Origin of the sequence: Marinobacter salinexigens, assembly GCF_008370345.1 — a bacterium.
GTDB classification, from domain to species: Bacteria; Pseudomonadota; Gammaproteobacteria; order Pseudomonadales; family Oleiphilaceae; genus Marinobacter; species Marinobacter salinexigens.
This window is the reverse complement of sequence record NZ_VTUU01000008.1, coordinates 141,027-166,620: the sequence shown is the minus strand read 5'-3', so window position 1 is coordinate 166,620 and position 25,594 is coordinate 141,027. Positions and strand designations below refer to the sequence as shown.

The 25,594-nt window shown below is 55.5% G+C and carries 24 protein-coding genes; 13 read left to right on the top strand and 11 right to left on the bottom strand.

The features are described 5' to 3' along the window. Positions 1-162: 162 nt before the first annotated feature. Positions 163-942, bottom strand: coding sequence for a PEP-CTERM sorting domain-containing protein (locus FWJ25_RS15545; protein WP_149601182.1), 780 nt, complete (start codon positions 940-942; stop codon positions 163-165). Between the two features lie 226 nt (positions 943-1,168). On the opposite strand from FWJ25_RS15545, the gene dinB reads away from it, so the two are divergent. Continuing rightward, complete coding sequence (gene dinB, locus FWJ25_RS15540) at positions 1,169-2,236, top strand: DNA polymerase IV (RefSeq protein ID WP_149601181.1); 1,068 nt, start codon at positions 1,169-1,171, stop codon at positions 2,234-2,236. 2 nt (positions 2,237-2,238) lie between these two features. Here dinB and FWJ25_RS15535 read toward each other — a convergent pair whose 3' ends face one another. Next, entirely contained in the window at positions 2,239-2,811 is a 573-nt protein-coding gene (locus FWJ25_RS15535) for a phosphatase PAP2 family protein (protein WP_149601180.1), read from the bottom strand. Beyond that, positions 2,777-3,997, bottom strand: coding sequence for a glycosyltransferase family 4 protein (locus FWJ25_RS15530; protein ID WP_149601179.1), 1,221 nt, complete (start codon positions 3,995-3,997; stop codon positions 2,777-2,779). Before FWJ25_RS15530 ends, FWJ25_RS15535 begins: the two co-directional genes overlap by 35 nt. 114 nt (positions 3,998-4,111) lie before the next feature. Here FWJ25_RS15530 and FWJ25_RS15525 point away from each other — a divergent pair, with 114 nt between their 5' ends. From FWJ25_RS15525 to FWJ25_RS15510, 4 genes are all read left to right on the top strand, one after another. After that, on the top strand, positions 4,112-5,149 hold the full coding sequence (locus tag FWJ25_RS15525) for an NADP(H)-dependent aldo-keto reductase (protein WP_149601178.1): 1,038 nt from the start codon (positions 4,112-4,114) through the stop codon (positions 5,147-5,149). Between the two features lie 224 nt (positions 5,150-5,373). Beyond that, positions 5,374-5,697: a hypothetical protein gene (locus FWJ25_RS15520; protein ID WP_149601177.1), complete on the top strand. Its 324-nt coding sequence runs from the start codon at positions 5,374-5,376 to the stop codon at positions 5,695-5,697. 130 nt (positions 5,698-5,827) lie between these two features. Continuing rightward, on the top strand, positions 5,828-8,026 hold the full coding sequence (locus FWJ25_RS15515; protein ID WP_149601176.1) for an acetyl-CoA hydrolase/transferase C-terminal domain-containing protein: 2,199 nt from the start codon (positions 5,828-5,830) through the stop codon (positions 8,024-8,026). A 12-nt stretch (positions 8,027-8,038) separates the two neighbouring features. Continuing rightward, on the top strand, positions 8,039-8,509 hold the full coding sequence (locus FWJ25_RS15510) for an FKBP-type peptidyl-prolyl cis-trans isomerase (RefSeq protein ID WP_149601175.1): 471 nt from the start codon (positions 8,039-8,041) through the stop codon (positions 8,507-8,509). On the opposite strand, the gene FWJ25_RS15505 is transcribed toward FWJ25_RS15510, so the two are convergent. After that, the gene (locus FWJ25_RS15505) at positions 8,469-9,299 is read right to left on the bottom strand and encodes a lysophospholipid acyltransferase family protein (protein WP_149601174.1); all 831 of its coding nucleotides are present in this window, start codon (positions 9,297-9,299) and stop codon (positions 8,469-8,471) included. The two genes, FWJ25_RS15510 and FWJ25_RS15505, sit on opposite strands and share 41 nt — an antisense overlap. 53 nt (positions 9,300-9,352) lie before the next feature. After that, the gene (locus FWJ25_RS15500; protein WP_149601173.1) at positions 9,353-10,114 is read right to left on the bottom strand and encodes a GNAT family N-acetyltransferase; all 762 of its coding nucleotides are present in this window, start codon (positions 10,112-10,114) and stop codon (positions 9,353-9,355) included. Positions 10,115-10,362: 248 nt separating this feature from the next. Here FWJ25_RS15500 and FWJ25_RS15495 point away from each other — a divergent pair, with 248 nt between their 5' ends. From FWJ25_RS15495 to glpK, 3 genes are all read left to right on the top strand, one after another. Beyond that, positions 10,363-11,103 (top strand): response regulator, encoded by a 741-nt coding sequence (locus FWJ25_RS15495; protein WP_149601172.1) that lies wholly within the window; start codon positions 10,363-10,365, stop codon positions 11,101-11,103. A gap of 66 nt (positions 11,104-11,169) precedes the next feature. After that, entirely contained in the window at positions 11,170-12,738 is a 1,569-nt protein-coding gene (locus tag FWJ25_RS15490; RefSeq protein WP_149601171.1) for an ATP-binding protein, read from the top strand. Between the two features lie 259 nt (positions 12,739-12,997). Continuing rightward, on the top strand, positions 12,998-14,479 hold the full coding sequence (gene glpK, locus FWJ25_RS15485; protein ID WP_149601170.1) for a glycerol kinase GlpK: 1,482 nt from the start codon (positions 12,998-13,000) through the stop codon (positions 14,477-14,479). A 6-nt stretch (positions 14,480-14,485) separates the two neighbouring features. On the opposite strand, the gene FWJ25_RS15480 is transcribed toward glpK, so the two are convergent. Next, positions 14,486-15,559 carry an ABC transporter ATP-binding protein gene (locus FWJ25_RS15480; RefSeq protein WP_149601169.1) on the bottom strand — a complete coding sequence of 358 codons (1,074 nt, stop codon included), beginning with the start codon at positions 15,557-15,559 and terminating at the stop codon, positions 14,486-14,488. Between the two features lie 3 nt (positions 15,560-15,562). Then, a complete protein-coding gene (argF, locus tag FWJ25_RS15475) occupies positions 15,563-16,477 on the bottom strand; it encodes an ornithine carbamoyltransferase (RefSeq protein ID WP_149601168.1) in 915 nt (304 codons plus the stop codon). Between the two features lie 229 nt (positions 16,478-16,706). Between argF and grxD the strand changes: the two genes are divergently transcribed. After that, positions 16,707-17,033 carry a Grx4 family monothiol glutaredoxin gene (grxD, locus tag FWJ25_RS15470; protein ID WP_149601167.1) on the top strand — a complete coding sequence of 109 codons (327 nt, stop codon included), beginning with the start codon at positions 16,707-16,709 and terminating at the stop codon, positions 17,031-17,033. Positions 17,034-17,043: 10 nt separating this feature from the next. On the opposite strand, the gene FWJ25_RS15465 is transcribed toward grxD, so the two are convergent. The 4 genes from FWJ25_RS15465 to FWJ25_RS15450 form a co-directional block, all read right to left on the bottom strand. Beyond that, a complete protein-coding gene (locus FWJ25_RS15465; RefSeq protein ID WP_149601166.1) occupies positions 17,044-17,775 on the bottom strand; it encodes an energy transducer TonB family protein in 732 nt (243 codons plus the stop codon). A 5-nt stretch (positions 17,776-17,780) separates the two neighbouring features. Continuing rightward, on the bottom strand, positions 17,781-19,997 hold the full coding sequence (locus FWJ25_RS15460; RefSeq protein WP_149601165.1) for a DUF1631 domain-containing protein: 2,217 nt from the start codon (positions 19,995-19,997) through the stop codon (positions 17,781-17,783). 146 nt (positions 19,998-20,143) lie between these two features. Then, on the bottom strand, positions 20,144-21,424 hold the full coding sequence (locus FWJ25_RS15455; RefSeq protein ID WP_149601164.1) for an HlyC/CorC family transporter: 1,281 nt from the start codon (positions 21,422-21,424) through the stop codon (positions 20,144-20,146). A gap of 83 nt (positions 21,425-21,507) precedes the next feature. After that, the gene (locus tag FWJ25_RS15450) at positions 21,508-22,314 is read right to left on the bottom strand and encodes a cytochrome C assembly family protein (RefSeq protein ID WP_149601163.1); all 807 of its coding nucleotides are present in this window, start codon (positions 22,312-22,314) and stop codon (positions 21,508-21,510) included. A 181-nt stretch (positions 22,315-22,495) separates the two neighbouring features. On the opposite strand from FWJ25_RS15450, the gene ffh reads away from it, so the two are divergent. The 4 genes from ffh to trmD all read left to right on the top strand — a co-directional run bounded on the left by ffh (position 22,496) and on the right by trmD (position 25,589). After that, positions 22,496-23,881, top strand: a complete 1,386-nt coding sequence (gene ffh / locus FWJ25_RS15445) for a signal recognition particle protein (RefSeq protein WP_149601162.1) — start codon at positions 22,496-22,498, stop codon at positions 23,879-23,881. 163 nt (positions 23,882-24,044) lie between these two features. Then, complete coding sequence (gene rpsP, locus FWJ25_RS15440) at positions 24,045-24,284, top strand: 30S ribosomal protein S16 (RefSeq protein ID WP_149601161.1); 240 nt, start codon at positions 24,045-24,047, stop codon at positions 24,282-24,284. Positions 24,285-24,311: 27 nt separating this feature from the next. Next, positions 24,312-24,839, top strand: coding sequence for a ribosome maturation factor RimM (rimM, locus tag FWJ25_RS15435; RefSeq protein WP_149601160.1), 528 nt, complete (start codon positions 24,312-24,314; stop codon positions 24,837-24,839). Positions 24,840-24,842: 3 nt separating this feature from the next. Then, complete coding sequence (gene trmD / locus FWJ25_RS15430) at positions 24,843-25,589, top strand: tRNA (guanosine(37)-N1)-methyltransferase TrmD (RefSeq protein ID WP_149601159.1); 747 nt, start codon at positions 24,843-24,845, stop codon at positions 25,587-25,589. The last annotated feature ends 5 nt before the right edge of the window (positions 25,590-25,594 follow it).

The following is a 25,594-nucleotide window of genomic DNA, read 5'->3' as shown; positions in this document are numbered from 1 at the left end:
CAGGGCTCTGTGGGACTGGCCTACCCTGGTATCTGGCATGGTACCGTAAGTTTCGAATGGTTTGCAGCGGTATGACGGCTCTGTAAAGTTACAAAAAAGCCCCTACCGTTCTGGTAGGGGCTTCGGGCGGGCTATATATCGTCGACCGTTGTCGACGGTAGATCAGGCCTGCTTTTTGCGGCGGCTCAGACCCAGTCCAATCAGACCCAGGCCCAGCAGGGCAATGCTGCCCGGCTCAGGAACGCCGGCGACAGGCGGAATGTCGATCTGGTCACCAGTACCGAAACGCAGGTTGTCGATGGCGAAACCGGCGGGCTCTGCGCCAACCAGGCTGAACTGCAGGCCGGCAATGGCATTGGAACCGTCTTCAGTTACCAGGCCCAGGAATTCAATGCCCAGACCTTCGTTCAGAACGGAACCAATGATATTACCTGCCCGGTCGAACGCGGTAATGGCGGTGCCGCCGATGGCGTCGAAATAGCCACCATCGAGGCCAACACCTGCAAGGTCGGTGTCAAACAGGATGGAGATAGCGCCATTGAATCGTGGGGTGCCGGAGAGGACCGGTGAAGTCGGGTTAGCTCCGTCAGTGGTGATGAAGGTGTCCGGGGAAGTCGGATCCAGGGACAGTGAAGCTGTCGGAGTGCCAATGACACAGCCGGTAAGGGCCGCGCCTGCAGGGCAGTCGCCCGCACCACCCAGGCTTTGGCCGGTAAAGAAGCCGCCGAAGTTGACGGTCGGCGCACCAGCGCCCCCGCCGTAGTCAGCAGGGCTGTATGTCGGATTGACGGTGCCGATGGAATACTCGCTGAAGGTAATCAGACCAGCATCCGGCGTGAAGGCAGTTTCGTCAATTCGGATAACGTCTGCGTTGGCAACGGATGCAGCGGTCAGGGCCACTGCCGCTGCGGTTGCTTTCAGGGTTCTTGCTGTAAGGGACATAACATTCTCCTTGTCATAACTTGTTGTCAGCTGGGTCAGCCTTTACACATGTAAGGGAAACCCGCACCGTATTGGTGTCTAAGCATTAATCGGGCCTGTTATTTCAGGTATCTGATTTTGTTGAAGTTGTTCTGGGGTGTCGGTGCGCGCTGTGATAAAGATGTAAAATGCACTGACATTTAGGGGTGTCATTAACTGCCCGGGGAATTCGGGTGAGGAAAGGCCGGTGAGCGGGCAACGCAAGATCATCCATGTAGACTGCGACAGCTTCTATGCGTCGGTGGAGATGCGTGACGATTCGTCGTTGCGTGATGTGCCGCTGGCGGTGGGTGGCGATGGTGGTCGCGGGGTGGTTGCCACCTGTAACTACAAAGCACGGGCTTTTGGTGTGCGCTCCGCGATGCCGGCCAGTGAAGCCCGGCGCTTGTGCCCTGGGCTGGTTATGGTGCCGCCGGATATGCCCCGGTACCGATCGGTTTCACAGCACGTTATGGGAATCCTTCGTGATTTGACCGATCTGGTGGAGCCCTTGTCGCTGGACGAGGCCTTTCTGGATGTTTCCGATGTCACCGAGCATCGTGGCAGCGCGACGCTGATGGCCAGATATCTTCGGGAGCGAATTCGCGAAGAGGTTGGTATCACCGTGTCAGCAGGTGTCGCACCCAATAAGTTCCTGGCGAAGATCGCCAGTGACTGGAAAAAACCGGATGGCCTGTTTGTCATTCGTCCTGACGATGTGGCCGATTTTGTTCGTGCGCTTGCGGTCGAAAAACTGTTTGGCGTCGGTAAAGTGACGGCCGCGAAACTCCACGGGATGGGTATAGAAACCTGTGGTGATATGCAATCCGTTGGCCCGGAGGTTCTGACGGAGCGGTTTGGCAAACAGGGCTACCGCTTGCATGAAATGGCACATGGGCGGGATGAGCGGCAAGTAGTCGTGGCTCGTGTAGCCAAGTCCGTCAGTGTGGAGCGAACATTCTCCCAGGATCTTCCAGATCGTTCTGCCTGCGAAACCGTCATGGTTGATCTGGTCGCCGAACTCGAGCGTCGGCTGGCCCGAAAGGGTGGGTCCAAACCCATCCATAAGCTGTTTGTAAAAATCCGGTACAGTGATTTTTCGACCCACACGCTGGAACGCGTTCGCGAGCAGGTGGCGGTACCTCAGCTTGATGACTACCTGCCGCTGTTCCGGGAGTTGGTGGGTGAGACAGATCGCCCGGTTCGATTGCTGGGGCTCGGCGTGCGTTTTCGCAATGATGATGCTCCGGTCACCCAGCTAAGGCTGTTTGATTGACCTCAGGCCAGGAAAAGCGTTACCGCGTTGTCGAACAGGTATTTCATTGATGCATAACCCATAGCGCCGCCAATCAGGGCCCCTGCGGCCACGTCGGTTGGGTAGTGCAGTCCCAGAACAACCCTGGAAGCTGCCACGCTGAGGGTGAACGGCAGGATGGTGAGTGCCAGTACGGGTACCGTCATGAACAGCATGGTCTGGAAACATACAGCGTGAAGTGTGTGGCCCGACGGAAAGCTGTAACGGTCCAGCGGAGGTGTGCCGCAGTTGATGCTCGGGAAGGAAATGAAGGGGCGTTCCCGGATCAGCCAGCGTTTGAGGAGTTTGTAGGTCAGGGTGCAGGTAAGGCCGGTCAGGGCCATGAGCAGAGCCAGCCCGGGGCCGGTCTGAGGTACAAAAAAGGGCATTGACAGGATCAGGGCATACCAGAACCACCCATCCCCGAGTTTGCTCACCAGTTGGAAGTAACCGAGCACCGGCCGGAACCGGACCGCGCGATTAATCGCCTGGCAGAAGGCGTATTCACGCTGATCTACCAGGTCAAAGAAGCGAGATGCTTTGCTTGTTGGTTGCATGGTATTTCGCCTTTGTATTTTGCTTGAACACCAGTTGTTCGAATTGTTCGATTTGTGCGTTCCAGCTCAGCTCCAGGGCATCCAGTCTGGCCTGCGCCCGAATACGGCTAAGTAAGGTGGGTTGATCTGCCAGCCTCAGTGCGCTGTCAACGAAGGCTTCATCATCGTCAAGTGGTGCCTTCATGCCATTTTCTTCATGGCGAAGGTGTTCGCTGGCGGCGGCATCGTCATAAGCTACGACGGCAAGGCCGCTGGCCATTGCCTCAAGCACCACATTGCCGAACGTGTCGGTCTTGCTGGGAAACAGGAAGAGGTCGCCAGAGGCATAGTGCCGGGCCAGATCCTCACCCCTCTGGGTTCCACAAAAAATGTAGTCCGGGTGTTTCTCGACCAGCTGTCTGCGGAGCGGGCCGTCACCAACCAGTACGAACTTCGCCTGGGGATGGAGGCCGCGGATGCGTTCATAGCAGGCCACCGCCATGCGGAGATTCTTCTCGGAAGCGAGTCTCCCTACATAAAGGACGGCTCTGTCATTACCCTCAAGTCCCCACTTTTTGCGGAGTTCTTCATCGCGTTTGTGGGGTGTAAACCGGCCGCAGTCAACACCGCGGCTCCACAGTCCTGTTGGTTTGATACCCATCATCGCAGTGACTTGCTGCATTTTTCGGGTAGGCACCAGAGTGATGGCCGTCCGGTTGTGGAACCAGCGACCGTAGCTGCACAATAATTTCTCCAGAATGCCGACGCCGTAATAGCGGCTGTACTGATGGAAATTGGTATGGAACCCAGAGCTGACGGGAATGCCTGCCTTGCGTGCGGCAGATACTGCAGCGATCCCTAGAGGGCCCTGTGTGGCGACATAAATGGCGTCTGGCCGGTCGGTTCGCCAGAGGCGTTTCAGAGCACTGCCGGTACTCAGGCCAAAACGCAGATCGGCATACCCGGGCAGCGGAAGGCCGGTAACGACGTGTTCTCTTGTGAACAGGGCGTCTCCGGCGTCAGCCACTTCGCCTTTTGACTCGTGACGTTGCCGGGGGCGCACTACCGTGACCTTGTGGCCGCGTTGCATCAGCCCCTGGCACAAATGCCGGAGAGTGTTGGCGACCCCATTGATTTCCGGCGGAAAAGTCTCGGAAACGATGGTAATGTGTTGTTGGCGTCGGCTTGCCCGATTGGTCTCGGTCACGATGCTTCCTGTGCTCCCTTTGTCATGTTTCTACTATGGAAACGCGTCATGACAGTTATGCGACAGTCCCGTGACATTCCCTTTACCTGTTCACCACTCTGAAGCGGAGATGCTATGCAAACCCGAAAGCTAGGAAATACCGATATTGATGTGAGCCAGATCTGCCTGGGCACCATGACCTGGGGAGAGCAAAACACTGAACAGGACGCCTTCGAACAATTGGACTATGCGACATCCGAAGGGGTGAATTTTATCGATGCCGCTGAGATGTATCCTGTGCCTCCGAGGGCAGAGACGCAGGGGCACACTGAGGCCTGTCTGGGCAACTGGCTGGCCAGGCGTGGCCGGCGGGACGATCTGGTTATTGCATCGAAAGTGGCCGGGCCCGGTAATGGGCTGACTTATCTCCGGAACGGACCACGTTTGATCCGGGAGCATATCCGGGAAGCCTGTGATGCCAGCCTAAAGCGCCTTCAGACAGATTACATTGATTTGTACCAGGTCCATTGGCCAGACCGGAATACCAACTTTTTCGGCAAGCTGGGGTATTCCCATAAAGCGGATGAGGCGTTTACACCTATTGAGGAAACGCTTGGCGCACTGAATGAACTGGTGAAAGAGGGAAAAATTCGCCATGTGGGCCTGTCCAACGAGACGCCGTGGGGAACGATGGAGTACCTGAGGCTGGCGAAGGAGAATGAGTGGCCTCGGGTTGTCAGTATTCAGAACCCGTACAGCCTGTTGAATCGCACGTTTGAAGTTGGCCTGGCGGAATTTGCCCATCGGGAGCAAACGGGACTCCTGGCCTACTCGCCGTTGGCATTCGGAATGCTCTCGGGTAAATACCTTGGGGGTAAGTGGCCGGAGAAAGGGCGGTTGACCCTGTATGAACGGTTCAGTCGTTATAGCGGGGAGCGAGGTATGGATGCTACTCGTGCATACGTGGAACTTGCCCGCAAGCATGATCTGTCACCAGTACAGATGGCGCTGGCTTATGTGAATAGCCGCAGTTTTGTGACCAGCAACATCATTGGTGCAACCACGATGGATCAGTTGCGGGAGAACCTCGGGTCTGCAAATCTGGAGCTTAGTGCCGAGGTGCTTGAGGCAATTGAGACTATTCATCAAGAGTTCACATATCCCTGTCCATAATGGCCTGCGGTGCGGCGTTCCGGAAGGGTTCCGGAGCGCCTCCTGCTCTTTACGGTTACAAACTGCAAAGTTCGGGATAAAAAGTTGACAAAAAAGACTGAGGGTGGTGACAAATTACTGGCGCCATTGTGTGCAAATTCACATTTTTATCCGTCACAATGATTAGACTTTAGCACTAGGGATTTGCTGATTTTTTCGCCAGTCAAAAGGTCGTCAGACGTGTCATGATTATTCGCATTTTTGTCGCACTGCTTGCTCTCAACATGGTTGCCTTTGTGGTTCGTGCAGATGCCGCCGAGCGCGTATTTGAGGACCTCAATGAAAACCTGACCACGGAAGATGTCTACGAGCTTCAGGAGCGCATGTCGGGTGATTTTGATCGGGACCCGTCTGAAGCTGTCAGTGCTCTTGGTTCCAAGCTGCTGACCCTCTCGATGACCCGACGCCAGGACCACGGTAAGCGCTATGCCTCTGAACCCGCACAGCCAGACCATGGTATTGCCTTCCTTAACGAAGGTGCGTGCCTGAACCTGAAGTGGAATTTCTGACCCCCTCCCTGTATTTCCCGATTCCTGCTGCTAACCCTCGAAAATCCTGACATGGCGCATTGTCTGCGTACCGGTCCCGTGTGATCATCCTTCGATAACAACAGTTTTGTGACCTGGAAGGAGCATGGCGATGACGGAAGTGAAGAGCCATCGGCTGAACGAAGCGGAAGCGTGTGTTGATGAAGTCATCAGGCGGGTGGGCAAAAATATCACGTTAGGGTTGCCTCTGGGGCTGGGAAAACCGGTCCGCTTTGTCAACGCATTGTATGAACGTGCCAAGGCTGATCCGGATATCTCTCTCCATATTGTGACAGCGCTGTCGCTGCTGGCGCCAAAGGGGAGTTCATCCCTGGAAAAACGGTTCATGGGCCCGTTTGTTGAGCGGCTCTATGGCCAGATTCCCGAACTTGCCTACGCCCGTGATGTGTCAGCGAACCGTCTTCCCTCCAATGTCCGTGTCTCCGAATTTTTCTTTAAGGCCGGTAGTTATCTCAATAACCGGTCACAGCAGCGCCATTATGTAAGCAGCAACTATACCCACGCGGTCAGAGACCTGATGGCTCAGGGTATCAACGTGGTCGGGCAGATGGTCTCTCCTGGCGACGCTGTAGGGAAGCTGGGGCAAGTCAGTCTGAGCTGCAACCCAGACTTGTCGTTGGACCTGATTCCCCTGCTGAGGCAAAGGGAAGCGAGCGGAACCCCTGTCGCCCTCGTGGCTGAAACCAATCAGAACCTGCCATTTATGGGGCATCACGCGGCGATTGATGAATCTGAATTCGACGTTGTGCTGGACCATCCAGCCAGTGACTATCCGCTGTTTTCTGCGCCGGCGATGGCGGTCAGTCCGGAAGATCACCTGATTGGTTTTTACGCCAGTGCGTTGTTGAAAGACGGTGGAACGCTTCAGGTGGGCATCGGATCTTTGGGGGCTGCGCTTGTTCACAGCGCCATTCTGCGCCACCGGCAAAACGACGATTGGATTGCGGTATATGATCACCTGAAGGTAGCGGAGCGATTCCCCGTTGTGGGTGAATACGGCGGAAGCGGCCCATTTGAACAGGGACTTTACGGGTGCAGTGAAATGATGGTGGACGGCTTCGTCTACCTCATGGATGCCGGTATCCTGACCCGTGAAGTGTTTGATCAGGTGGACTTGCAGACCCTGCTCAACCGGGGGGATCTGGGTACCCGGGTGAGCATGGAAAGCCTGGATGTTCTGAGACGGGAAAAGCTGGTCGATTCTCCTTTGAGGGCCCGCGATGTAAGCCTGCTGGTGTCCATGGGGATTCTGCAGGATAGCGTCGAGTTCAAGGGAGGGCGGCTGCGGATCGGGGAGCACTCGGTTGAAGGGGATCTCGATAGTGCCGAAGCCCGGGAATTGATCGCCAGTCTGGCTCTGGGCAGCAGACTCAAGGGCGGGATCGCTATGCATGGTGGGTTCTATGTTGGCCCGGAAAAGTTCTATCAGGCTTTGAGGGATCTTCCGGACAAGGATCGTGACCGTATCTGTATGACCAGTGTGAACTTCGTTAACCAGTTGTACGACCATACCTACGGGGATCAGAAACTTAAGGCTGCCCAGAGGGTTCATGGGCGTTTCGTCAACTCTGCGATGATGTATACGCTGAGCGGCGCGGCCGTTTCTGATGGGCTGGATGACGGCCGTGTGGTGAGTGGCGTTGGTGGCCAGTATAACTTTGTGGCTATGGCTCATGAGCTTCCTGGCGCCAGGTCCATCCTCACACTGAGGGCGACTCGCCATTCCGGAGGCCGTGTGGTTTCAAATATTGTCTTCAACTATGCCCACTGCACCATTCCTCGTCATTTGCGGGATATTGTGATTACCGAGTACGGCATTGCGGATCTTCGGGGCCAATGCGATGAGGAAGTTTATCTGCGCCTTATCCGCATTGCGGATTCCCGCTTTCAGCAGGGGCTGCTGAAGCAGGCTCAGAAGGCGGGCAAAGTAGATGCGTCCTTCCGGTTGCCGCCAGAATGGTGTAACAACACGCCAGAGAGCGTGCATGCGGCGGTTTCTGTTACTGGAAGCAGTGAATTGTTCCCGGCGTTTCCATTTGGGCGGGACTTTACCGATGAGGAGCTGAGGTTAGGGAGAGCCCTTAACGCTCTTAAGGCCGCAACGGCGACCCGACGTGGTAAACTTGGAGTCCTCTGGAAGGCTTTGAGAACCCGGGACGAAGATGGGCGGTACAGCTCTTTGCTTGAACGCATGGGGCTTCGCAACCCCTCCGGGTTAAAAGAAAAACTGGATTACGGTCTGGTGGTACATGGTCTTCAGATAACTGATTCACCGACAAACAACAGGTAGCCCGAAATATCCATGGATGCTTCACAGAACCGACCAGCCGTCTATACCGTTCACTACATTCTCAAGAACCGTGTCGGAGAGCTTGTCGATACATCTGAAGGCAGCGAGCCGCTGCACTTTATCTACGGAACACCCGATATCATCGAGGGTATCCAGAGAGCGGTCAAAGATCGCAACGTGGGAGACTGCCTGGAAGTTACCGTGCCGCCGGAACTGGCTTACGGCGAGCACCAGGAAGAATTGGTACGCAAAGTTCCCCGCTCAATGTTCGAGGGTGTGGAAAACCTGCAAGTCGGTATGAAGTTCCAGACCAATACGGGTGATGAGGCGCAGATTGTTCAGGTGGTCGGGATTGATGGCAACCTGATCAAGGTAGATGCCAACCACCCCCTGGCGGGATTCACTCTGTACTTCGATCTCGAGATTGTCGGGCGCCGCGAAGCTACTGAGGATGAGATAGCTCAGGGTCGTCCGCTATTCTGACCGGCTTAGGCTCGTGGTCAAATTCGCCATCATGGATGCGTTTCAGTCCTGCGAGCACCGTCTCATGGAGTTGTGCGGATAGTTCTGAGGTGCTTCTTTCTGCTTTGTCGATTCCGGCAGGAGCGTGAACCGGCGCATGAAACACTACGTCCACCCTCGCCGAAGGCTGTCGAAGCATGGCGAACATGTGGGTGTGGAAGTCGTCATCACCAATGAAAGGAGCCAGATGATCCGGGCGTCCGTCACGACGATAGCTGATCGTGACCGGCTGAATGGCTGTGCGGGCATCTGCTGCTGCGCCGAGCAGTAATCCGTGAAAGGGTAGCACGCTCAGCCCGGAACTGGTGGTTCCCTCCGGGAATATCAACACCGACTCTCCGTCGGTGAGGTGCTCGGAAATCGTACGGCGAATCTGTCTGGCTTTACCTCCACCGCGCTTGATAAACAGGGTGCCGGCCTGCTGCGCTAACCAACCGATGACCGGCCACTGGCCGACTTCTGCTTTGGACAGGAACCGAACGGGTGTCAGGCTGCCAAGAATGGGGATGTCTGACCAACTGATATGGTTGCTGACGAACAGGGCGTTCTCCTGATCTGGGGCACCGTGGACATGGATCCGCAGGCCCAGCGTTCGGCAGCCGACACGGAAACAGCGTTTTGCCCAGGGCGTGCGGTCAATCTTCCTGCGGGTGATTGCATCGCTGATAAGCAGAACGATCGCCAGAGTGACGGTAGCCAGCAGGAACAGTACAAACGCTGTTAATCTGACAATCAGCCTCAGCCATCCCATTGCTTGTCCCTCGTCTGTCTGTTTGCCTGATTCCCCCTCCGGGGGAAATCAACTCAGGAAGCCTTGCCCATAAAGTGCCGGCTGTAGCGGGCGGAGAGTTTGTCGACTTCCAGCAGAACCAGCAAGTCGGCACAACGGAATTCCGGGTCCCAACAGGGTTCTCCGCAGACTCTGGCGCCCAGTCGCATATAAGCCCGAATGAGCGGTGGGACGTCGACGGAGCGTTCTGCCACGGTTGTATGTGTCAGGTGTGGCAGTTCCCTCAGCGGAGATACCCGGAAGTGTTCATCTGCCAGATACTCCTGCTGCAAGTGCCGGGCGATCCTCCAGGCTTTCAGTCCGCCATCTGACATGCCAATGCTGGCGCAGCCGATCATATAGTCTACATTGTGTGAAATCAGGTATTCGGCAACAGCGGACCACAGAAGGCTGATAGTTGCGCCGTTACGGTAGTCGGGATGAACGCATGTGCGTCCCAGTTCGGCGACCGTGCCCGGCAGGGATTCAAGGGCGGTCAGGTCGAATTCGCCGGCGGAATAAAAGCCGTCAACCGGGCCGATATTGGATTGGTGCAGGATTCTGGTTGTTGCGACCAGCTCTCCTGTTTCCATGTCGGTCACGATCAGATGATCGCATACAGCGTCGTAAGCATCGGCGTCGATACCCGGGATTTCAGCTCCGAGATCACTACCGTATTCCTCCGAGAACACCCTGTATCGCAGGCGCTGGGCGGCTTCAACCTGAGTGGGACAACGGGTCATGTCAGTTTTGAGCTGGCGGGCGCTGCGTCGGGCCTTAACGGATTGTGCGGTCATGGCATGGTCTCTTTTGTTTCCATTTCCCGACAAGCCTATGAAGCCGGTGTGACACATCGGTGACCAGAGAGTGACGTGTCTGTGACAGTGGATGGCAGATTAGGCCAGTGGTGCTGAATGTCACATGGTGTAACGAATCAACTGATCCATGTATATTTCTGAATAGCATGTATAATTGGTGTTACATGAGGTTGCCTGTACCGACAGGTGGAACGAGAGATCTATAAACCGGAAGAACATAACCAGAGATGGATGGCGGCGTGGAACAGACAAACGAAAGTTGGCGTATTCTCATTGTCGAAGACGACGAGCGGCTGGCAGAGCTGACCCGTGAATATCTCGAAAGTAACGGGCTGCAGGTGTCTCTCGAAACCCACGGGGGTGCGGCGGTTGAACGCATCCGTAACGAAAAACCGGACCTGGTGGTGCTGGATCTTATGTTGCCGGGGGAAGATGGCTTGTCCATCTGCCGCCGCGTGCGTCCGGCCTACACTGGCCCCATCATCATGCTGACTGCCCGTACGGACGACCTGGATCAGGTTCTGGGTCTGGAAATGGGCGCCGATGACTATATCGGTAAGCCGGTCAAACCGCGTGTTCTGCTGGCTCGTATCCGTGCGATGTTGCGTCGGGTTACCGAAAACAGTCAGGGTTCTGCTGAAGAGGGAAGCGGCGAAGAGCCGGTTCGTCTCCAGTTTAACGATCTTGTCGTCGACCGTTCCATGAGGGAAGCGTGGCTGAACGACGAAAGTATCGACCTCACCAGCGCCGAATTTGACCTGCTCTGGTTGCTGGCGAGCAACGCCGGACGGGTGCTGAGCCGGGAAGAGATTTTCACGGCCCTCAGGGGGATTGAGTACGACGGCCAGGACCGCTCCATAGATGTCCGGGTCTCAAGGATCCGGCCCAAGATCGGTGATGATCCGATCCATCCCCGCAGAATCAAGACCGTACGCAGTAAAGGCTACCTCTTCGTGAAGGAAGCCTGATATCCGGTCTCTGGAGTTGGTGATCCTTGACTGCCGGCTCCAGTTCTTCGTGCCAGGGTAGGTGCCATGCCCCTGAAGCTTTTCCTCAATCTCTATCTTCGACTGGCCGGGCTGACCGGGCTGGTCATCGTTCTCTGTATAGGCCTGTTTCAGGGCATTGACTCCGTAAGATCCCAGGTTTGGCAGGAACAGTTTCCCGAGCCGCTGATGCGCTGGCTGGCTGCGTCTCCGGTGCCTGAGGAGCGCTACCACTGGATGGCGCCGCTGTACGATTTCACCATCTCGGATGCCCGGCAGCTTGAGCTCTCGCCGATTGCACGTGAGCGCCTTGGTTATGGGCAGGTGGTGGCCCTGAACAACAGCGCTGGCACGCGGTTGCTGGTATTGGGTGCAAATGGTGAGGTGCTTGAGCTCAGGGTCGATCAGCTCTACCGGGATATTTCAGAAGCTGTTGCACTGATTGTCCGTTGGCACCTCACGATGGCCAGTGTTGATGATCGTGATGAGGTCGTCCGGAGCTTGTCTGATGCTCTGCAGGTTGGCATCCGTCCGGTAGAGGATGCTTCCTCCCTGCCATCCGCAGAGGTGCTGGAGCGTGTGGCTGATTCCTCCATGGTGTTTTTTCAGGATGATGATGCCGGGCATGTCATGATCAGGTTGTCCAGTGGTGAGCTGCTGCAGGTTGATATGCCTCCGGCCTATGCGCCCTGGGCCTGGCAGGTGGTATTCCTGTTGTTGTCCGTTGTCGGTGCTGTGCTGGCGGTTACGCTCTTTCTTGCCGTGCGGGAGATCGACGGCAACCTCCGTACCGTTGAATCCGTCGCAGTCCGGATTGCCCGTGGAGAGTTGGGGGCTCGTGTCGAAGGAGGGGATAGCAGCCTGGTCTCGCGGCTTGCCAAATCGTTCAATGGTATGGCCGAGCATATACAGCGGCTGGTCCAGGTTCAGCGTGAAATGATCCATGCGGTGTCTCACGAACTGCGTACGCCTGTGGCCAGGATCCGTTTCGGGGTGCAGATGATTGAAGAGTGTCAGGACAAAGCCGGGCTGCAGAAGCAGCTTGATGGTATTGATGGTGATATCCAGGAGCTGGATGAGCTGATTGATGAGATCCTGACATACGCCCGTCTGGAACAGGGCGGCCCCGTATTCTCATTACAGGAAGGGTCAGTCACCGATCTTGTACGTCAGGTTGTCTCCGAACAACAGCTGATCCGCCCGGCGCTGACAATTGATTCCCAGATCGACGAAGGATCGGAGCAATGGGCTTTGTCAGATATTGAACCCCGTTATATTCACCGTGCTATTCAGAATCTGGTCGGCAACGCCGGTCGTTATGCCAGTAGTCGCGTTCTGGTGCATTGCCATATCGACGAGGATAACTGTCGGGTTGATGTCGAGGATGATGGCCCCGGTATTCCGGAGGCCGACTGGGAGAAAGTATTTACCGCATTTGCTCGCCTGGATGACAGTCGCACCCGAACTTCCGGTGGGTACGGGTTGGGATTGTCGATTGTTCGCAGGATTCTGTACTGGCACGGCGGTCAGGCGTTTGTGAGCAAAAGTCCGTCATTGGGCGGTGCCCGTTTCAGCCTGGTCTGGCCGAGAAAGAAGGCAGATGACTCGGTTTTGTGACGGAACGCTCATTGCATCACCAGATGTAACAATCCTGCTACACAACCGTTACTGAAAGCGTCGGCAGGATCCCGATAATGGAAAGTGTAAGGGATGACTTTTGAGGTTGTAGTTCTTACGAACTTTCCTTGTTTCATTCGTCATTTGAGGGCTGGTTTCCAGCCCTTTTTTTATGCCTTTCTTCCCGTTTCTTGCCTTGGTTACTCTTCCGACGCCTTTGTGACTGTTACACTTCGTGAAAAACGGATTGGAGAGTTGCATGACGCGTTATCTGCTTGCTATCGACCAGGGAACGACCAGCTCCCGCGCCATCGTCTTTGACGAACGCGGGCAAAGTCTGGGGGTCGCCCAGCAGGAGTTTCACCAGTATTTTCCTGATGATGGCTGGGTTGAGCACGATGCCACGGAGATCTGGAACAGCACCCTGTCTGTGTGCCGGGGTGCGCTGGAGGATGCCGGGGTAACGGCAGATCAGCTTGCTGGTATTGGCATTACCAACCAGCGTGAGACCACCGTGATCTGGGACAGGTCGACGGGTGACCCCATCTATCATGCCATTGTCTGGCAGGATCGGAGGACCGCGTCGGTATGTACCAAGCTGAAGGCAGACGGGCACGAAAACGCTGTGGTCGAACGCACCGGCTTGCTGATCGATCCATACTTCTCTGCAACCAAAATCGCCTGGATACTCGATAACGTTGACGGTGCGCGTGCGCGGGCAGAAGCCGGAGAGCTGGCGTTTGGAACCGTCGACAGCTGGCTCCTGTGGAATCTCACCGGCGGAAAGTCGCATTTTACCGACGCCACCAATGCATCTCGCACAGCCCTCTACAATATCCATCAGCAACAATGGGATGATGAGCTTCTGGCGCTATTCCGGGTGCCGAAGACATTACTGCCGGAGGTCCTGGATTGCGCAGCGGACTATGGTTCAACGCTGGACAAGTGGTTTGGGGCGTCGGTGCCCGTTGCCGGGATTGCCGGGGACCAGCAGGCAGCCTTGATCGGCCAGGCCTGCTTCAGGCCTGGAATGGCAAAAAGCACCTACGGCACCGGCTGTTTTCTGATACTGAATACCGGTGACCAGGCATTGAGGTCTGAGAACCGCCTGCTTACCACCATAGCCTACCGGCTGAACGGCAAACCCTGTTTTGCAGTCGAGGGGAGTATTTTCATTGCCGGAGCGGCCATGCAGTGGCTCAGGGACGGTCTGCGGCTGATAGAGCACGCCAGTGAGTCGTCGGTACACGCAGAGACGGTGGGCGTGGAAAATCCGGTCTACCTGGTGCCTGCGTTCACCGGCCTGGGTGCGCCACACTGGGACCCTCATGCCCGTGGCGCCATCATGGGGCTGACCCGTGACACGGGGATTGGGGAAATCGTGACCGCCGGTTTGCAATCAGTCTGTTATCAGACCAAGGATCTGGTTCGGGCGATTCGCAACGATGGTGCCCGTCTGGCCTCACTTAGAGTAGATGGGGGGATGGCGGTGAATGATTGGGTTATGCAGTTTCTGGCGGATATTCTCAACGTTGCTGTTGATCGCCCCAGAGTGACAGAAACCACGGCACTGGGGGCCGCCTATCTGGCCGGGCTTCAGGTGGGCGTGTATGAAAGTCTCGATCAGATTTCCGAGCTTTGGGAATGTGAGCGAGAGTTCCAGCCAGCCATGCGGCCTGCGCTCAGGGAATCCCTCTACGCGGGCTGGCTGGATGCTGTCGAGCGGGTTTGCAGCAACTGAGTCTGTTCAGGCGGAACGCTCAAAGGCGATGAGGTGTTCCGCCTCGACCCTCACGGGTACATTCTCACCCATATGGAAATCCAGATGGCTGCGGAACAAGGCTTCAAACTCTGTATCCTTCGAGCAGTGGAAGCGGTACAAAGTAGACGTGCCGGCAAAGGTTTTTTCGATAACCTTGGGGCGTAACCCGGATTCCGGGTCGTAGACGATGTCGTCAGGCCGGATCAGAACATCGACGAGGGTGCCGGGCTCCCATTTGTAAGCCCGATTGCCATGAATGATGCCCAGTTCTGATTCAATGGTGTCTGGCCCCAGGGCTTTACCCGGAACAAAACCGCCCTGGCCGATGAAGCTTGCCACAAAGCGGTTGGCGGGCTCGTGATACAAGTTGTAGGGCACATCCCACTGCTGGATACTGCCATCCCTGAGTACCGCAACCTGATCGCACATGGCAAAGGCCTCCTGCTGGTCGTGAGTGACCAGGATGGCACTGATGCCACGGTTTTTGAGGATTTCCCGCACATCCAGGCTCAGGCGGCGGCGTAAGTCGGCATCCAGGTTGGAAAACGGCTCGTCAAGAAGTATCAGTGTGGGCTCGGGAGCCAACGCCCGGGCCAGTGCAACTCGCTGCTGCTGGCCGCCAGAGAGTTCGTGGGGGTAGCTGTCGGCGAGATCCTGAAGGTGGACCACTTTCAGCAACTCCATGACTTTCTGTCGTTTTTCGGCCTTTCCCATCTTGTGGAGACCAAATCCCACGTTGTCTGAGATCGTCAGATGAGGGAACAGGGCATAGTCCTGAAACACCATGCCGATTTTACGCTTTTCAGGAGGTAGCGTCCGTTCTGGAAGGCTGATGGCCTGGGACTGCAGCCGGATCTCGCCACTGTTCAGTGGTAAAAATCCCGCCAGCGCCCGAAGTATGGTGCTTTTACCGCAACCACTGGGGCCAAGAAGACAGCCGATGTCTCCCTGACTCAAGGCGAAATTGATATTCCGGACCACTGAGTCCCCACCATATCCGCAGGACAGGTTGTTTACTTCGAGCAGCCAGTCTGCCGGGGAGGGGGTGTGAGCGGTCATAAATCAGTCCAGGCGATTCAGGATCAGGAACTCGAGGAGGGCCTTCTGGGCGTGCAGACGGTTCTCTGCTTCTTCCCATACAACGGCGCTCGGATGCTCCATCATATCGGCCGAGATTTCTTCTCCCCGGTGCGCGGGAAGGCAATGCATAAAGAGCGCATCTTTATCTGCAACAGACATCAGTTGCGGATTGATCTGGTAGTTCTGGAAAGCCTTTTCACGAGCCTTCTGTTCATCTTCCTGACCCATGGATGCCCAGACGTCGGTCACCAGCAGGTTGGTGCCTCGGGCTGCTTCTGCCGGCTCGCGGAAAATGGTGACCCGATCGCTGTGTTGCTCGAGTAATTCTGCATCGGGCTCATAGCCTTCAGGGCAGGCGACGTTCAGGTGGAAGTCGAATTGGGTAGCGGCATTCATGTAGGAGTGACACATATTGTTGCCATCTCCAATCCAGGCTACCTTGGCGCCCCGAATGCTGCCTCGCTTCTCGCGATAGGTCTGCATGTCCGCGAGCAACTGGCAAGGATGGAATTCGTCGGTCAGGGCATTGATAACCGGCGCTGAGGATGCTGCGGCAAAACGCTCGACGGTTTCATGGGCAAAGGTACGGATCATGACCGCGTCGACCATGCTGGAAATGACGATCGCGGAATCCTCAATCGGTTCGCCACGCCCAAGTTGTGTATCCCGCGGGGACAGGAACATGGCCGAACCACCAAGCTGGGTCATACCGGCTTCAAAGGATACCCGGGTACGAGTGGATGATTTCTCGAAAATCATTGCCAGTACGCGGTTTTTCAGACTGTCCCGAACGGTGCCTTGTCGCCACTCTTTGCGCAATGTGCTGGCGTGGTCCACCAGGCTCTCCAGCTCGGTGGTGGTCATGTCGTTCAGTGTCAGAAAATGTCTCGCCGCCATGGTGAGGCCCTTGTCTCAACGAAGCCCGGTAATATGGGATTCTGTGTGAAAAATTTACCGAAAAAATGGGGTCACAAGTCTAGCCCTTCATGGCGGGGATGACAACGCCGTAACTGGCGGCATAGCCTGGGTCAAAAGCTGTGTTTGGTGGGCGCAGGACGGGAAGTGTACAATAGGGCCATCGTCCGTTGCCTTGCGGCAATTCTGTTTTCTATCTGAGGTAAAGTTCATGGACATCAACGAAACGATCAAAAGCCAGCTCGAAGAAAACCCGGTTATTCTCTACATGAAGGGAACACCCCAGGCTCCGCAGTGTGGTTTTTCTGCCAAGACAGTCCAGGCTCTGATGGCCTGCGGTGAGCGTTTTGCGTTTGTTAACATCCTGGACAATCAGGAACTGCGTGAAGGCCTGAAAGTCTATTCCAGTTGGCCGACGTACCCACAGCTTTACATCAATGGAGAGCTGGTTGGCGGTTGTGACATTGTTCTTGAGATGTCAGAAAACGGTGAGCTTGCCCAGGCTGTTAAGGATGCTGTGAAGCAGGCCGAAGCCTGAGTTTGAGGTTTCAGAGCCGCTTGGGAGAGAACTTGAGTTCGACTTCAAAGCGGTTCTGGTTCTTGTTGTCAGTCGGCGGTTCCGGGAACGGGCTGGCAGCAAGAGTCGCTTTGTAGGCGGCATTGTCTATTCTGGTATTTCCTGTCGGTTTGACGATTCTTGCCCGGGTCAGGGCGCCATTATCCAGTAAATTCAGTTGAATCCTGATGGTGACCGGTTCGGGTAGAATGGACACTTTATATCCTCCTACCTTCTCCAGCTCTTTCGCTATAAGCAGCTGCAGTTCAACGAGGTAAGGGTCTGTTTCACCCGGTGACTGGCTGATAATGGTTGCCTGGTCCTCGGCTCCGCTTTGCGCTTTCGAAGGCGCCTGAGATGCTTGCGGGGCTCCGTTGTCTTTTACGCGTTCACTGCGATTTGCCGACAGGTTTTGGGTTTTTTGAGGCTTTTTCGGCGCGTCATGCGTGGCGGGCTTTTGCAAGAGCTGTGGTGCTGACGAATGTTCGGATGGTTTCAGATCTGGTTCTGGTTGGCGCTCACTCGTGCTCTGTGCACTTGCTCGTGGGGTGGTATGGCTGGCGGCTACGAGCTCGATCTGTACTGTAGGAGGGGCGTGCTCGGGTTGGTCGATGATCGATGGCAAGCCCGAGAGTAGCAGTATGTGAGCAAGCAGCGCCGAAGACAGCGCCAGGGTGAACCGATAACCCGCCGGGAGTTGGTAGGTGGTGCCCTGGTGCTGCATCGATGTCAGGCGGTTTTGCTCCGCAGGCTTCCAACTACTGCGTCAAGTGCCCGGTCGATCAGTGCACCTTGTTCCAGTAGCGTCAGTCTGCCCCTTCGCATCTCGTGAGCCAGCTCAACACGGGTTTTTTCAATAACTTTGAGGCCCATGCGGTTAACAAATACGAAGCAATCAGCTTCCTCGATAATGGCTGACAGCTTACAGCGGAAGCTGGCACCATTGACGAGGCGGAATTCCACCCAGTTGCCAATCTGGATACCGTCAATCTGAGTGATGTATTCGGAGATGGCGGCCTCTTCCAGCTCTTGCTGGCGTTCAACGGCTGTCTGGTGAACCGTTGCAATCTCTTCCTCCGGCTCCGGTTCAGACGGTGAGTCCTGACGGGCCTCTATGGCGGCATTGGTTCGGAATGCTTCGGCAAGCTCGTGTTTCAGGTGCCCCATCATTTCATCAAGACGAGAAGAGTTGTAAGACACCTCTTCCAGGCCTGCCCGAAGTGTTTTTAACAGGCTTGGGACAACTCTGACCCATTGATCGCGTTCTTCATCTTCCTGATGAGGGTGAAGGCACCAGATGAGATCGTCCACCGTGCGAACGGCCTCGTGCCAGCGATGTTCTACATCGTCTCTCAGGTAGGCCAGGAACATGAAGCGGCTCCAGCCGTTCATCAGGATGTCGTAGATGGGGTCGGGCAGCTTGTATCGGGCAAGCTTTTCCTTGAGCAGGGTATCAACGGTTTCCTGGGCTTTCTGGGATTTGATGCGACCGCGTTCAGATTCCCGGGTTCTCTGCTCTACAAGTGAGGCCTTCCGGTTTTCCTTCTCAAGGAACTGTTCAAACTCCTGATTCAGTGTATCGAACAGGGCCACGTCGCCAGTGAATTCATTAAGAATTCTCTGAACGATGTTATGGATCTGGTTGTACAGCTTGTCCTTGGCTTTTTCGTCACTGGTACTCCAGCCGATACCCGCCCTTGCCAGTGAGTTGAGCAGGCGCCGGGCCGGGTGTGTAGCCTGGCTGAAGAAGGTCTTGTCACGCATGACAACTTTCAGAATAGGGATCTGAAGGCGACTGATGAGCACTTGTACCGGCGCTGACAGGTTGTAGTCATCCAGTATGAACTCGAACAGCATGGACACCAGGTTGATAAGGTCTTCGTCAAATTCATTCAGGGCCGGCTCGCGGCCATCGCCAGCATCTGCCCTGGCGAGCAACTGTTGAACCACCTGGCGGAGGTCGATAGCGACAGGTTCGCCAGCGCTCAGGTTGTCGCCGCTCGGGAGTGCATCGATCAGAGGCAATGAGTTCAGAAGGTCGGTTAGTTCGGCTCCGCCCACCACTCGTAACCTTGGGTCAGTATGTCGGGGGGGCATGCCAGCATTAGCTCGCTGAAGGGCAAGCATCTGTCTGATCTGATCGAACAGGATGTTCTCGTGCTCGTCCTCAGTGCTGGTGGCCGATTCGGATGCGCTGCTGTCAGTTGCCGGTTGCGTGGCACTGGTGCTGGTTGTTTGAGTTTTGCCCGATTTTCCATGGTAACGGAAATTGGGAATAACGCCCGCCTGGATAAGGATGCGGTTGGCTTCATCAAGCAGCATGCCAAGGTTCGATACAACATAGCGGTCAAACTGTTTGAGCAGGATCAGACGTTCACGAATCTGGATTTCCAGTGCCTGGATAGCTTCGGTAAAGGCGCTGCATAGATGTTCCGGTGCCATCGGGTTGACGGGCGAGTCTTCCGTTGCGCCGGGATAAACCTGGCTGAACCGGGTCTGAAGTTGAAGCAGCGGCCCTTGGAAATGCGCCTTGGCCTTGGTGATCATGGCGTTGAGGGCAACCTGTTCTTCCAGGTCTTCATCGCCCACGAGAGACAGGGTATCGACGGTCGCCTGTTTGCTCAGCGACTCTTCCTGAATCTGTCCTGCATGGGGAGGATTGGCAAAGAATTGGGAAACGGCATTCTGGAAATGCTTTTCCACGCCTTTGCGCTTGATGCGAATTTCCCGCATCGCTTCGAAGTAGCGGTTTTGCTCATTGTTGCTGCGCGCGTTATTGGCGAGCTCAAACAGAGAGTCATCAACCGCATCAAATGCTCCCTGCAGCAGATCTCCCAGTCCGGCGACGACAGTGTCGCGGATGCGGGTAACCTCCATGGGGACCGGTTTGTTGCTGCCAGCTTCCCTGTGTTCGCGGAGGTAATGTATGCCGGACTGCTTGTTCATGGCAGACTCCTTTTACGCCTCAACCGGATACATGACCGAGCTTGAATATTTACTATTCTGGTTATTGTACAAATTTACCGCATTTTTCGGCAACTGAACATGATTAAAAGTTAACCTTGGGTGCCTGTCAAAAAAATAGCCGGTGTTTAAAGGCCAAGTGTACGCTTTTTCCGCTTTTTAGGGTGGACTATGGCGGCTTTCACCACGTTATCCTTTATCTGGAGTACTTCTACCCGGTGGCCGTCGACCTTGAGGCAGACGTTGGTGTCAGGAATGTTCTCCAGGGTTTCGGTAATCAGTCCGTTCAGGGTCTTCGGGCCGTCAGTGGGAAGTTTCCAGCCGAGGGTCTTGTTGATGGTGCGCACGGCTGCAGTGCCATCAATAATAAAGGTGCCGTTGTCCTGGGGAATGATGTCCGGGCTTGTGGCAGCGTAGTCCGTCGTGAAGTCCCCGACAATTTCTTCGAGAATATCTTCCAGTGTTGCCAGTCCCAGTACATCGCCGTACTCATCGACCACGATGCCGAACCGACGTCTACCTTTCTGGAAGTTGATCAGTTGGGTGTTTAGAGGTGTGCTTTCAGGAATGAAGTAGGGTTCCTGGCATAGCTGCATGATCATTGCGCGGTTGATGTCTTCCTGCTGCAGGAGTTTGGATGCGTTGCGCAGGTGCAGTGTGCCCTGGATGTTGTTGATATCGCCCTTGTATACAGGAAGGCGCGTGTGCTGGCTGCTGCGAAGCTGGCGAAGTATGGTGTCGGTGTCATCGTCCAGGTCTATGCCCACGACTTCGTTTCGCGGCACCATGATGTCGTTGACGGTCACCTTTTCCAGATCCAGGATGCTGACCAGCATATCTTTGTGCTTGGCTGGAATCAGGGCGCCGGCTTCGTTAACCACGGTTCGCAGTTCCTCACGGCTCAGGTGGTCGCTTGCGGCATCGTCCGGTGATACCCGAAGGAGTTTGAGTATGATGCCGGTAAGGAGGTTGACGGCCCAGACAATCGGGTAGAGCAGTTTCAGCATGGGGCCCAGAATAAAACTGGCCGGAAACGCAATTTTCTCAGGGAACAGGGCAGCAAGCGTTTTTGGGGTGACCTCGGCAAATATCAGGATGACGACTGTCAGCAACAGCGTGGCAATGGCAATGCCGGCATCGCCCCACAGTTCCATGGCTATGACGGTGGCGATGGATGAGGCGAAAATGTTGACGAAGTTGTTGCCGATCAGAATGACGCCGATGAGCTGATCGGTCCTCTGTAGCAGGCTCTGGGCTCGTCGGGCACCTTTGTGGCCTGTGTTTGCAAGGTGTTTCAGACGATATCGGTTCAGGGACATCATGCCGGTTTCGGAACTTGAGAAGAAACCGGACAGCAGGATAAGGCCGATAAGCAGAATGAACAGCGCAGTAAGCGATGTTTCGTTCAAGAGAGGAGTCCTTTAAAACTGACGAGAGGGGAAAATAGGGTTTGCCTGAGGTCGGTGTCAAGTGGTGGCTGACTGACTTGGCCTCAGCCCCCCTTGTGGAAGACCAGTTCCAGTGCAAACTTGCTTCCGTAGAAGGCCAGCATTAGCAGTGCGCAGCCGGCGAGTGTCCAGCGGCTTGCCGTCATACCGCGCCATCCTTTTGTGTAGCGTCCGACCAGTAGAGAAACGAACACCAGAAGGGATAACAGTGAGAAGATGGTTTTGTGGGCGAGGTCCTGGGCGAACAGGTCCTTGACGAACAGAGCTCCGGTTCCAATGGCCAGGGTCAGCATAACGACGCCCGCCCAGACCAGTTCAAACAGCAGGGACTCCATCGTCTGCAGTGGCGGAAGATTGCGGACCAGCAGGCTGTTGTAGTTGTGCTTGAGCTGCCGGTTCTGGAAATAAAGCAGGATGGCCTGGATGGCTGCCAGCGTGAACAGGCTGTAGGCTGTTACCGACAGGGCGATGTGGGAGAGCATGCCGTAGCTGTCGTCAGAAACGAGTCTCGATGGCGTGTGGGTTATCAGCGCCATGATGATGGTCAGGGTGGCCAGCGGGTACACGCCGAGCAGGAGGTTCTCCACCGGCTTCCGTAAATTGAGCCCTAATAATAGAAAGACGATGATCCAGGAGATCAGTACGGAGCTCTTGAAAAAACTGAAATCGAAGCCACCGTCATGGTGGACGGTCTGGGCGATGAGGAGCCCGTGGCTGACAAGGGCGAGAATGCCGATCAGAGTGGTAATCGCGGCATTACTTTGCACTCGTCCCCTGAAATGCAAAGCCTGCAATGCGGTTCCGACGCTGTAAAGAAATAGAGAGGTAACCGCGAGAATCAGCGTTCCCATGACTTCCTTATTGACCACTGTGCTAACAGAATGTCGGTGTGCTTTGTCACCGATTTGACCGGGTTGGTCGTTTCAGGGCGATAGTCTGGTTATAATGTCGCGATTATGCAACTGGAATCAAGGAGTCCTGTGTGGCTCTGGGATCCATGCACTCAATTTATCCGGGGTACGGAAGAGCACCATGTTTGAAAACCTTCAAGACCGACTTTCCGGTAGCCTGCGCAAAATTTCAGGCCAGGCGCGGCTTACCGATGACAATATCAAGGAAACTCTGCGAGAAGTAAGGATGGCTCTGCTTGAGGCGGACGTCGCACTTCCAGTGGTGAAGGACTTTGTCGAAGGTGTTCGCTCCCGGGCGATCGGCCAGGAGGTTCAGCGAAGCCTGACGCCGGGTCAGGTGTTCGTGAAGGTGGTCCAGCAGGAGCTGGAAAAGGTGATGGGGGCCGGAAACGAGTCCCTGAACCTGTCTACCCAGCCGCCGGCGGTCATCATGATGGCGGGTCTTCAGGGTGCGGGTAAAACCACAACGGTGGCAAAACTCTCCCGCTTCCTTAAAGAGCGGCAGAAAAAGTCGGTCATGGTGGTCAGTGCGGATATCTATCGCCCGGCGGCTATCCGACAGCTGGAAACCCTGGCCGGAGAAGTGGGTGTTGAGTTCTTTCCCAGCTCTGAAGACCAGGATCCGGTAGATATTGCTGAGGGTGCCATTTCTGCGGCGCGTAAGAAGCATGTAGATGTGGTGATTCTGGATACTGCCGGTCGTCTGCATGTGGACGAGCAGATGATGGGTGAAATCGGTCGCCTGCACAAAGCGGTTAATCCGATTGAAACCCTGTTTGTGGTTGATGCCATGACGGGGCAGGATGCGGCCAACACCGCGAAGGCGTTCAATGATGCGCTGCCGCTAACCGGTGTTGTGTTGACCAAAACTGATGGTGATGCCCGTGGCGGTGCTGCACTGTCTGTTCGCCATATCACTGGCAAGCCCATCAAGTTTATGGGTGTGGGTGAGAAGTCTGACGCCCTGGAGCCATTTTATCCGGACCGTGTGGCTTCCCGGATTCTCGGGATGGGGGATGTGCTCTCTCTTATTGAGGAGGCTGAGCGCAAACTGGATCAGAAAAAGGCGGAGAAGCTCACCAAGAAGATCAAGAAGGGAAAGAGTTTTGATCTTGAGGACTTCCGTGATCAGCTCCAGCAAATGAAAAACATGGGTGGCATCGGCGGGCTGATGGACAAGCTGCCCGGCATGGGGCAGATGGCTCAGGTGGCCCAGCAGCAGGTTAACGACAAGTCCATGGGGCAGATGGAAGCCATTATTTGCTCGATGACACCGAAAGAGCGTCGTTATCCGGATGTGATCAATAATGCCCGCAAACGTCGTATTGCGGCAGGTTCCGGGACGCAGATTCAGGATGTTAATCGTCTGCTCAAGCAGCACAAGCAGATGCAGAAGATGATGAAGAAGTTCAGCAAGAAGGGCGGTATGGCTAATATGATGCGCGGTCTTGGTGGTATGATGCCGCCGGGCGGTGGTGGTGGAATGCCTCCGTTTGGCCGTATGTAAAAGGCCTTATACAGAAAACAGGGAAACCGCGCGTTTCCCTGTTTTCTTTGGCGCTTTTTTAGAATAGAATAGCGGCCCTTTCGAGTATGGGTCTTCTCGTCGGCTGTCTCAAGTCGAGCGAGAATCGTACAAAGTTCGTACAACAGAACAGGATATTGGTTAAATGGTAACAATCCGTTTGGCTCGTGGCGGCTCTAAGAAGCGCCCGTTCTACCATCTGACAGTGACCGACAGCCGCAAATCTCGCGACGGTCGTTTTATTGAGCGTGTAGGCTTTTTCAACCCGGTAGCCCGTGGTCAGGAAGAGCGTCTGCGTGTGGATCAGGATCGCGTTAACTACTGGCTTGGCCAGGGTGCCCAGACTAGCGATCGTGTAGCTCAGCTGCTGAAAGCTGCTGGCTAATAGCAATACTGAACCGGGGTTTGTGGCATGACACAGCATTCGCAGGAAACTGTGATCGGCCAGATTACCTCGGTGTTTGGGGTCAAGGGATGGCTTAAGGTTTATTCCTATACTGATCCCAAAGAAGGAATATTGCAGTACCGGGACTGGGTTCTGGAGCTGGATGGCAAACGTATTCCGGTTAGGCTTGAAGAGGGTCGCCGCCAAGGGCAGGGGATCGTCGTCAGGCTTAAAGGCATTGATGATCGGGATGTGGCGCTGACCTATCGTGGCGCTGATATCAAGGTCTCAATCGATAAGTTTCCGGAACTTGCTGACGGCGAGTACTATTGGTACCAGCTTGAAGGTCTTGATGTCTTCACCGTTGATGGGGATTGCCTGGGCAAGGTTCACCATCTGATGGAAACTGGTTCCAATGATGTTCTGGTAGTGCGAGCTTCGGCTGACTCTATTGATCAGCGCGAGCGTCTGCTGCCCTATCTCCCTGACCAGGTTGTCAGGAAGGTGGATCTGGCAGGTGGTCGTATGGTTGTAGAGTGGGATCCGGAGTTCTGACGGGTGTGGATTGGCGCAGTCAGTCTGTTCCCGGAGATGTTCGGTGCGGTAACGGAGTATGGGATAACCGGTAGGGCGGTTCGGGATGGTCTTCTGACATTCCAGAGCTGGAATCCCCGGGATTTTACCCATGACCGGCATCGCACAGTGGACGACCGGCCTTATGGTGGTGGCCCTGGCATGCTGATGAAAATTCAGCCGCTCAGAGATGCTATTCATGCGGCCAGAGAGTCTGCGCCCGGTAAGGCCTGCGTGGTGTACATGTCACCACAAGGAGAGACGCTGAATCAGTCAGTTGTGGAATCGCTGGCTGCTGAAGAACGTCTGATTCTTGTTGCAGGTCGTTATGAAGGCGTTGATGAGCGTCTGATATCGGCGGAAGTCGATCGGGAAGTGTCACTGGGTGATTTTGTTCTTTCCGGTGGCGAGCTGGCAGCCATGGCTGTCATTGATGCGGTAACACGCTTCATCCCCGGAGCGCTGGGTCATGCGCAGTCAGCAGAGCAGGACTCATTTGCTGACGGATTGCTGGATTGTCCGCACTACACCCGGCCCGAAGTTTACGAAGGTCAGGCGGTGCCGGAGGTTCTTTTGGGCGGTCACCATGAACAGATCCGGCGTTGGCGACTCAAAGAGTCGCTGAGGCGAACCCGGGAGCGACGCCCCGACCTGTTGGAACGACGGGTACTTACGGACGAAGAGCGTGAGCTGCTGGAAGAAATTTTGAACGAACCGGGTGTCTCTGAGTGATTCAG

Coding starts and splice junctions, on each gene's coding strand:
- FWJ25_RS15510 (WP_149601175.1), top strand. CDS start 8,039: ATGGATGCTTCACAGAACCGACCAGCCGTCTATACCGTTCACTACATT.
- FWJ25_RS15535 (WP_149601180.1), bottom strand. CDS start 2,811: ATGCAACCAACAAGCAAAGCATCTCGCTTCTTTGACCTGGTAGATCAG.
- FWJ25_RS15520 (WP_149601177.1), top strand. CDS start 5,374: ATGATTATTCGCATTTTTGTCGCACTGCTTGCTCTCAACATGGTTGCC.
- grxD (WP_149601167.1), top strand. CDS start 16,707: ATGGACATCAACGAAACGATCAAAAGCCAGCTCGAAGAAAACCCGGTT.
- FWJ25_RS15450 (WP_149601163.1), bottom strand. CDS start 22,314: ATGGGAACGCTGATTCTCGCGGTTACCTCTCTATTTCTTTACAGCGTC.
- rpsP (WP_149601161.1), top strand. CDS start 24,045: ATGGTAACAATCCGTTTGGCTCGTGGCGGCTCTAAGAAGCGCCCGTTC.
- argF (WP_149601168.1), bottom strand. CDS start 16,477: ATGGCGGCGAGACATTTTCTGACACTGAACGACATGACCACCACCGAG.
- FWJ25_RS15495 (WP_149601172.1), top strand. CDS start 10,363: ATGGATGGCGGCGTGGAACAGACAAACGAAAGTTGGCGTATTCTCATT.
- FWJ25_RS15515 (WP_149601176.1), top strand. CDS start 5,828: ATGACGGAAGTGAAGAGCCATCGGCTGAACGAAGCGGAAGCGTGTGTT.
- FWJ25_RS15525 (WP_149601178.1), top strand. CDS start 4,112: ATGCAAACCCGAAAGCTAGGAAATACCGATATTGATGTGAGCCAGATC.
- FWJ25_RS15465 (WP_149601166.1), bottom strand. CDS start 17,775: ATGCAGCACCAGGGCACCACCTACCAACTCCCGGCGGGTTATCGGTTC.
- rimM (WP_149601160.1), top strand. CDS start 24,312: ATGACACAGCATTCGCAGGAAACTGTGATCGGCCAGATTACCTCGGTG.
- FWJ25_RS15480 (WP_149601169.1), bottom strand. CDS start 15,559: ATGACCGCTCACACCCCCTCCCCGGCAGACTGGCTGCTCGAAGTAAAC.
- FWJ25_RS15505 (WP_149601174.1), bottom strand. CDS start 9,299: ATGGGATGGCTGAGGCTGATTGTCAGATTAACAGCGTTTGTACTGTTC.
- FWJ25_RS15545 (WP_149601182.1), bottom strand. CDS start 942: ATGTCCCTTACAGCAAGAACCCTGAAAGCAACCGCAGCGGCAGTGGCC.
- FWJ25_RS15490 (WP_149601171.1), top strand. CDS start 11,170: ATGCCCCTGAAGCTTTTCCTCAATCTCTATCTTCGACTGGCCGGGCTG.
- FWJ25_RS15460 (WP_149601165.1), bottom strand. CDS start 19,997: ATGAACAAGCAGTCCGGCATACATTACCTCCGCGAACACAGGGAAGCT.
- ffh (WP_149601162.1), top strand. CDS start 22,496: ATGTTTGAAAACCTTCAAGACCGACTTTCCGGTAGCCTGCGCAAAATT.
- glpK (WP_149601170.1), top strand. CDS start 12,998: ATGACGCGTTATCTGCTTGCTATCGACCAGGGAACGACCAGCTCCCGC.
- FWJ25_RS15500 (WP_149601173.1), bottom strand. CDS start 10,114: ATGACCGCACAATCCGTTAAGGCCCGACGCAGCGCCCGCCAGCTCAAA.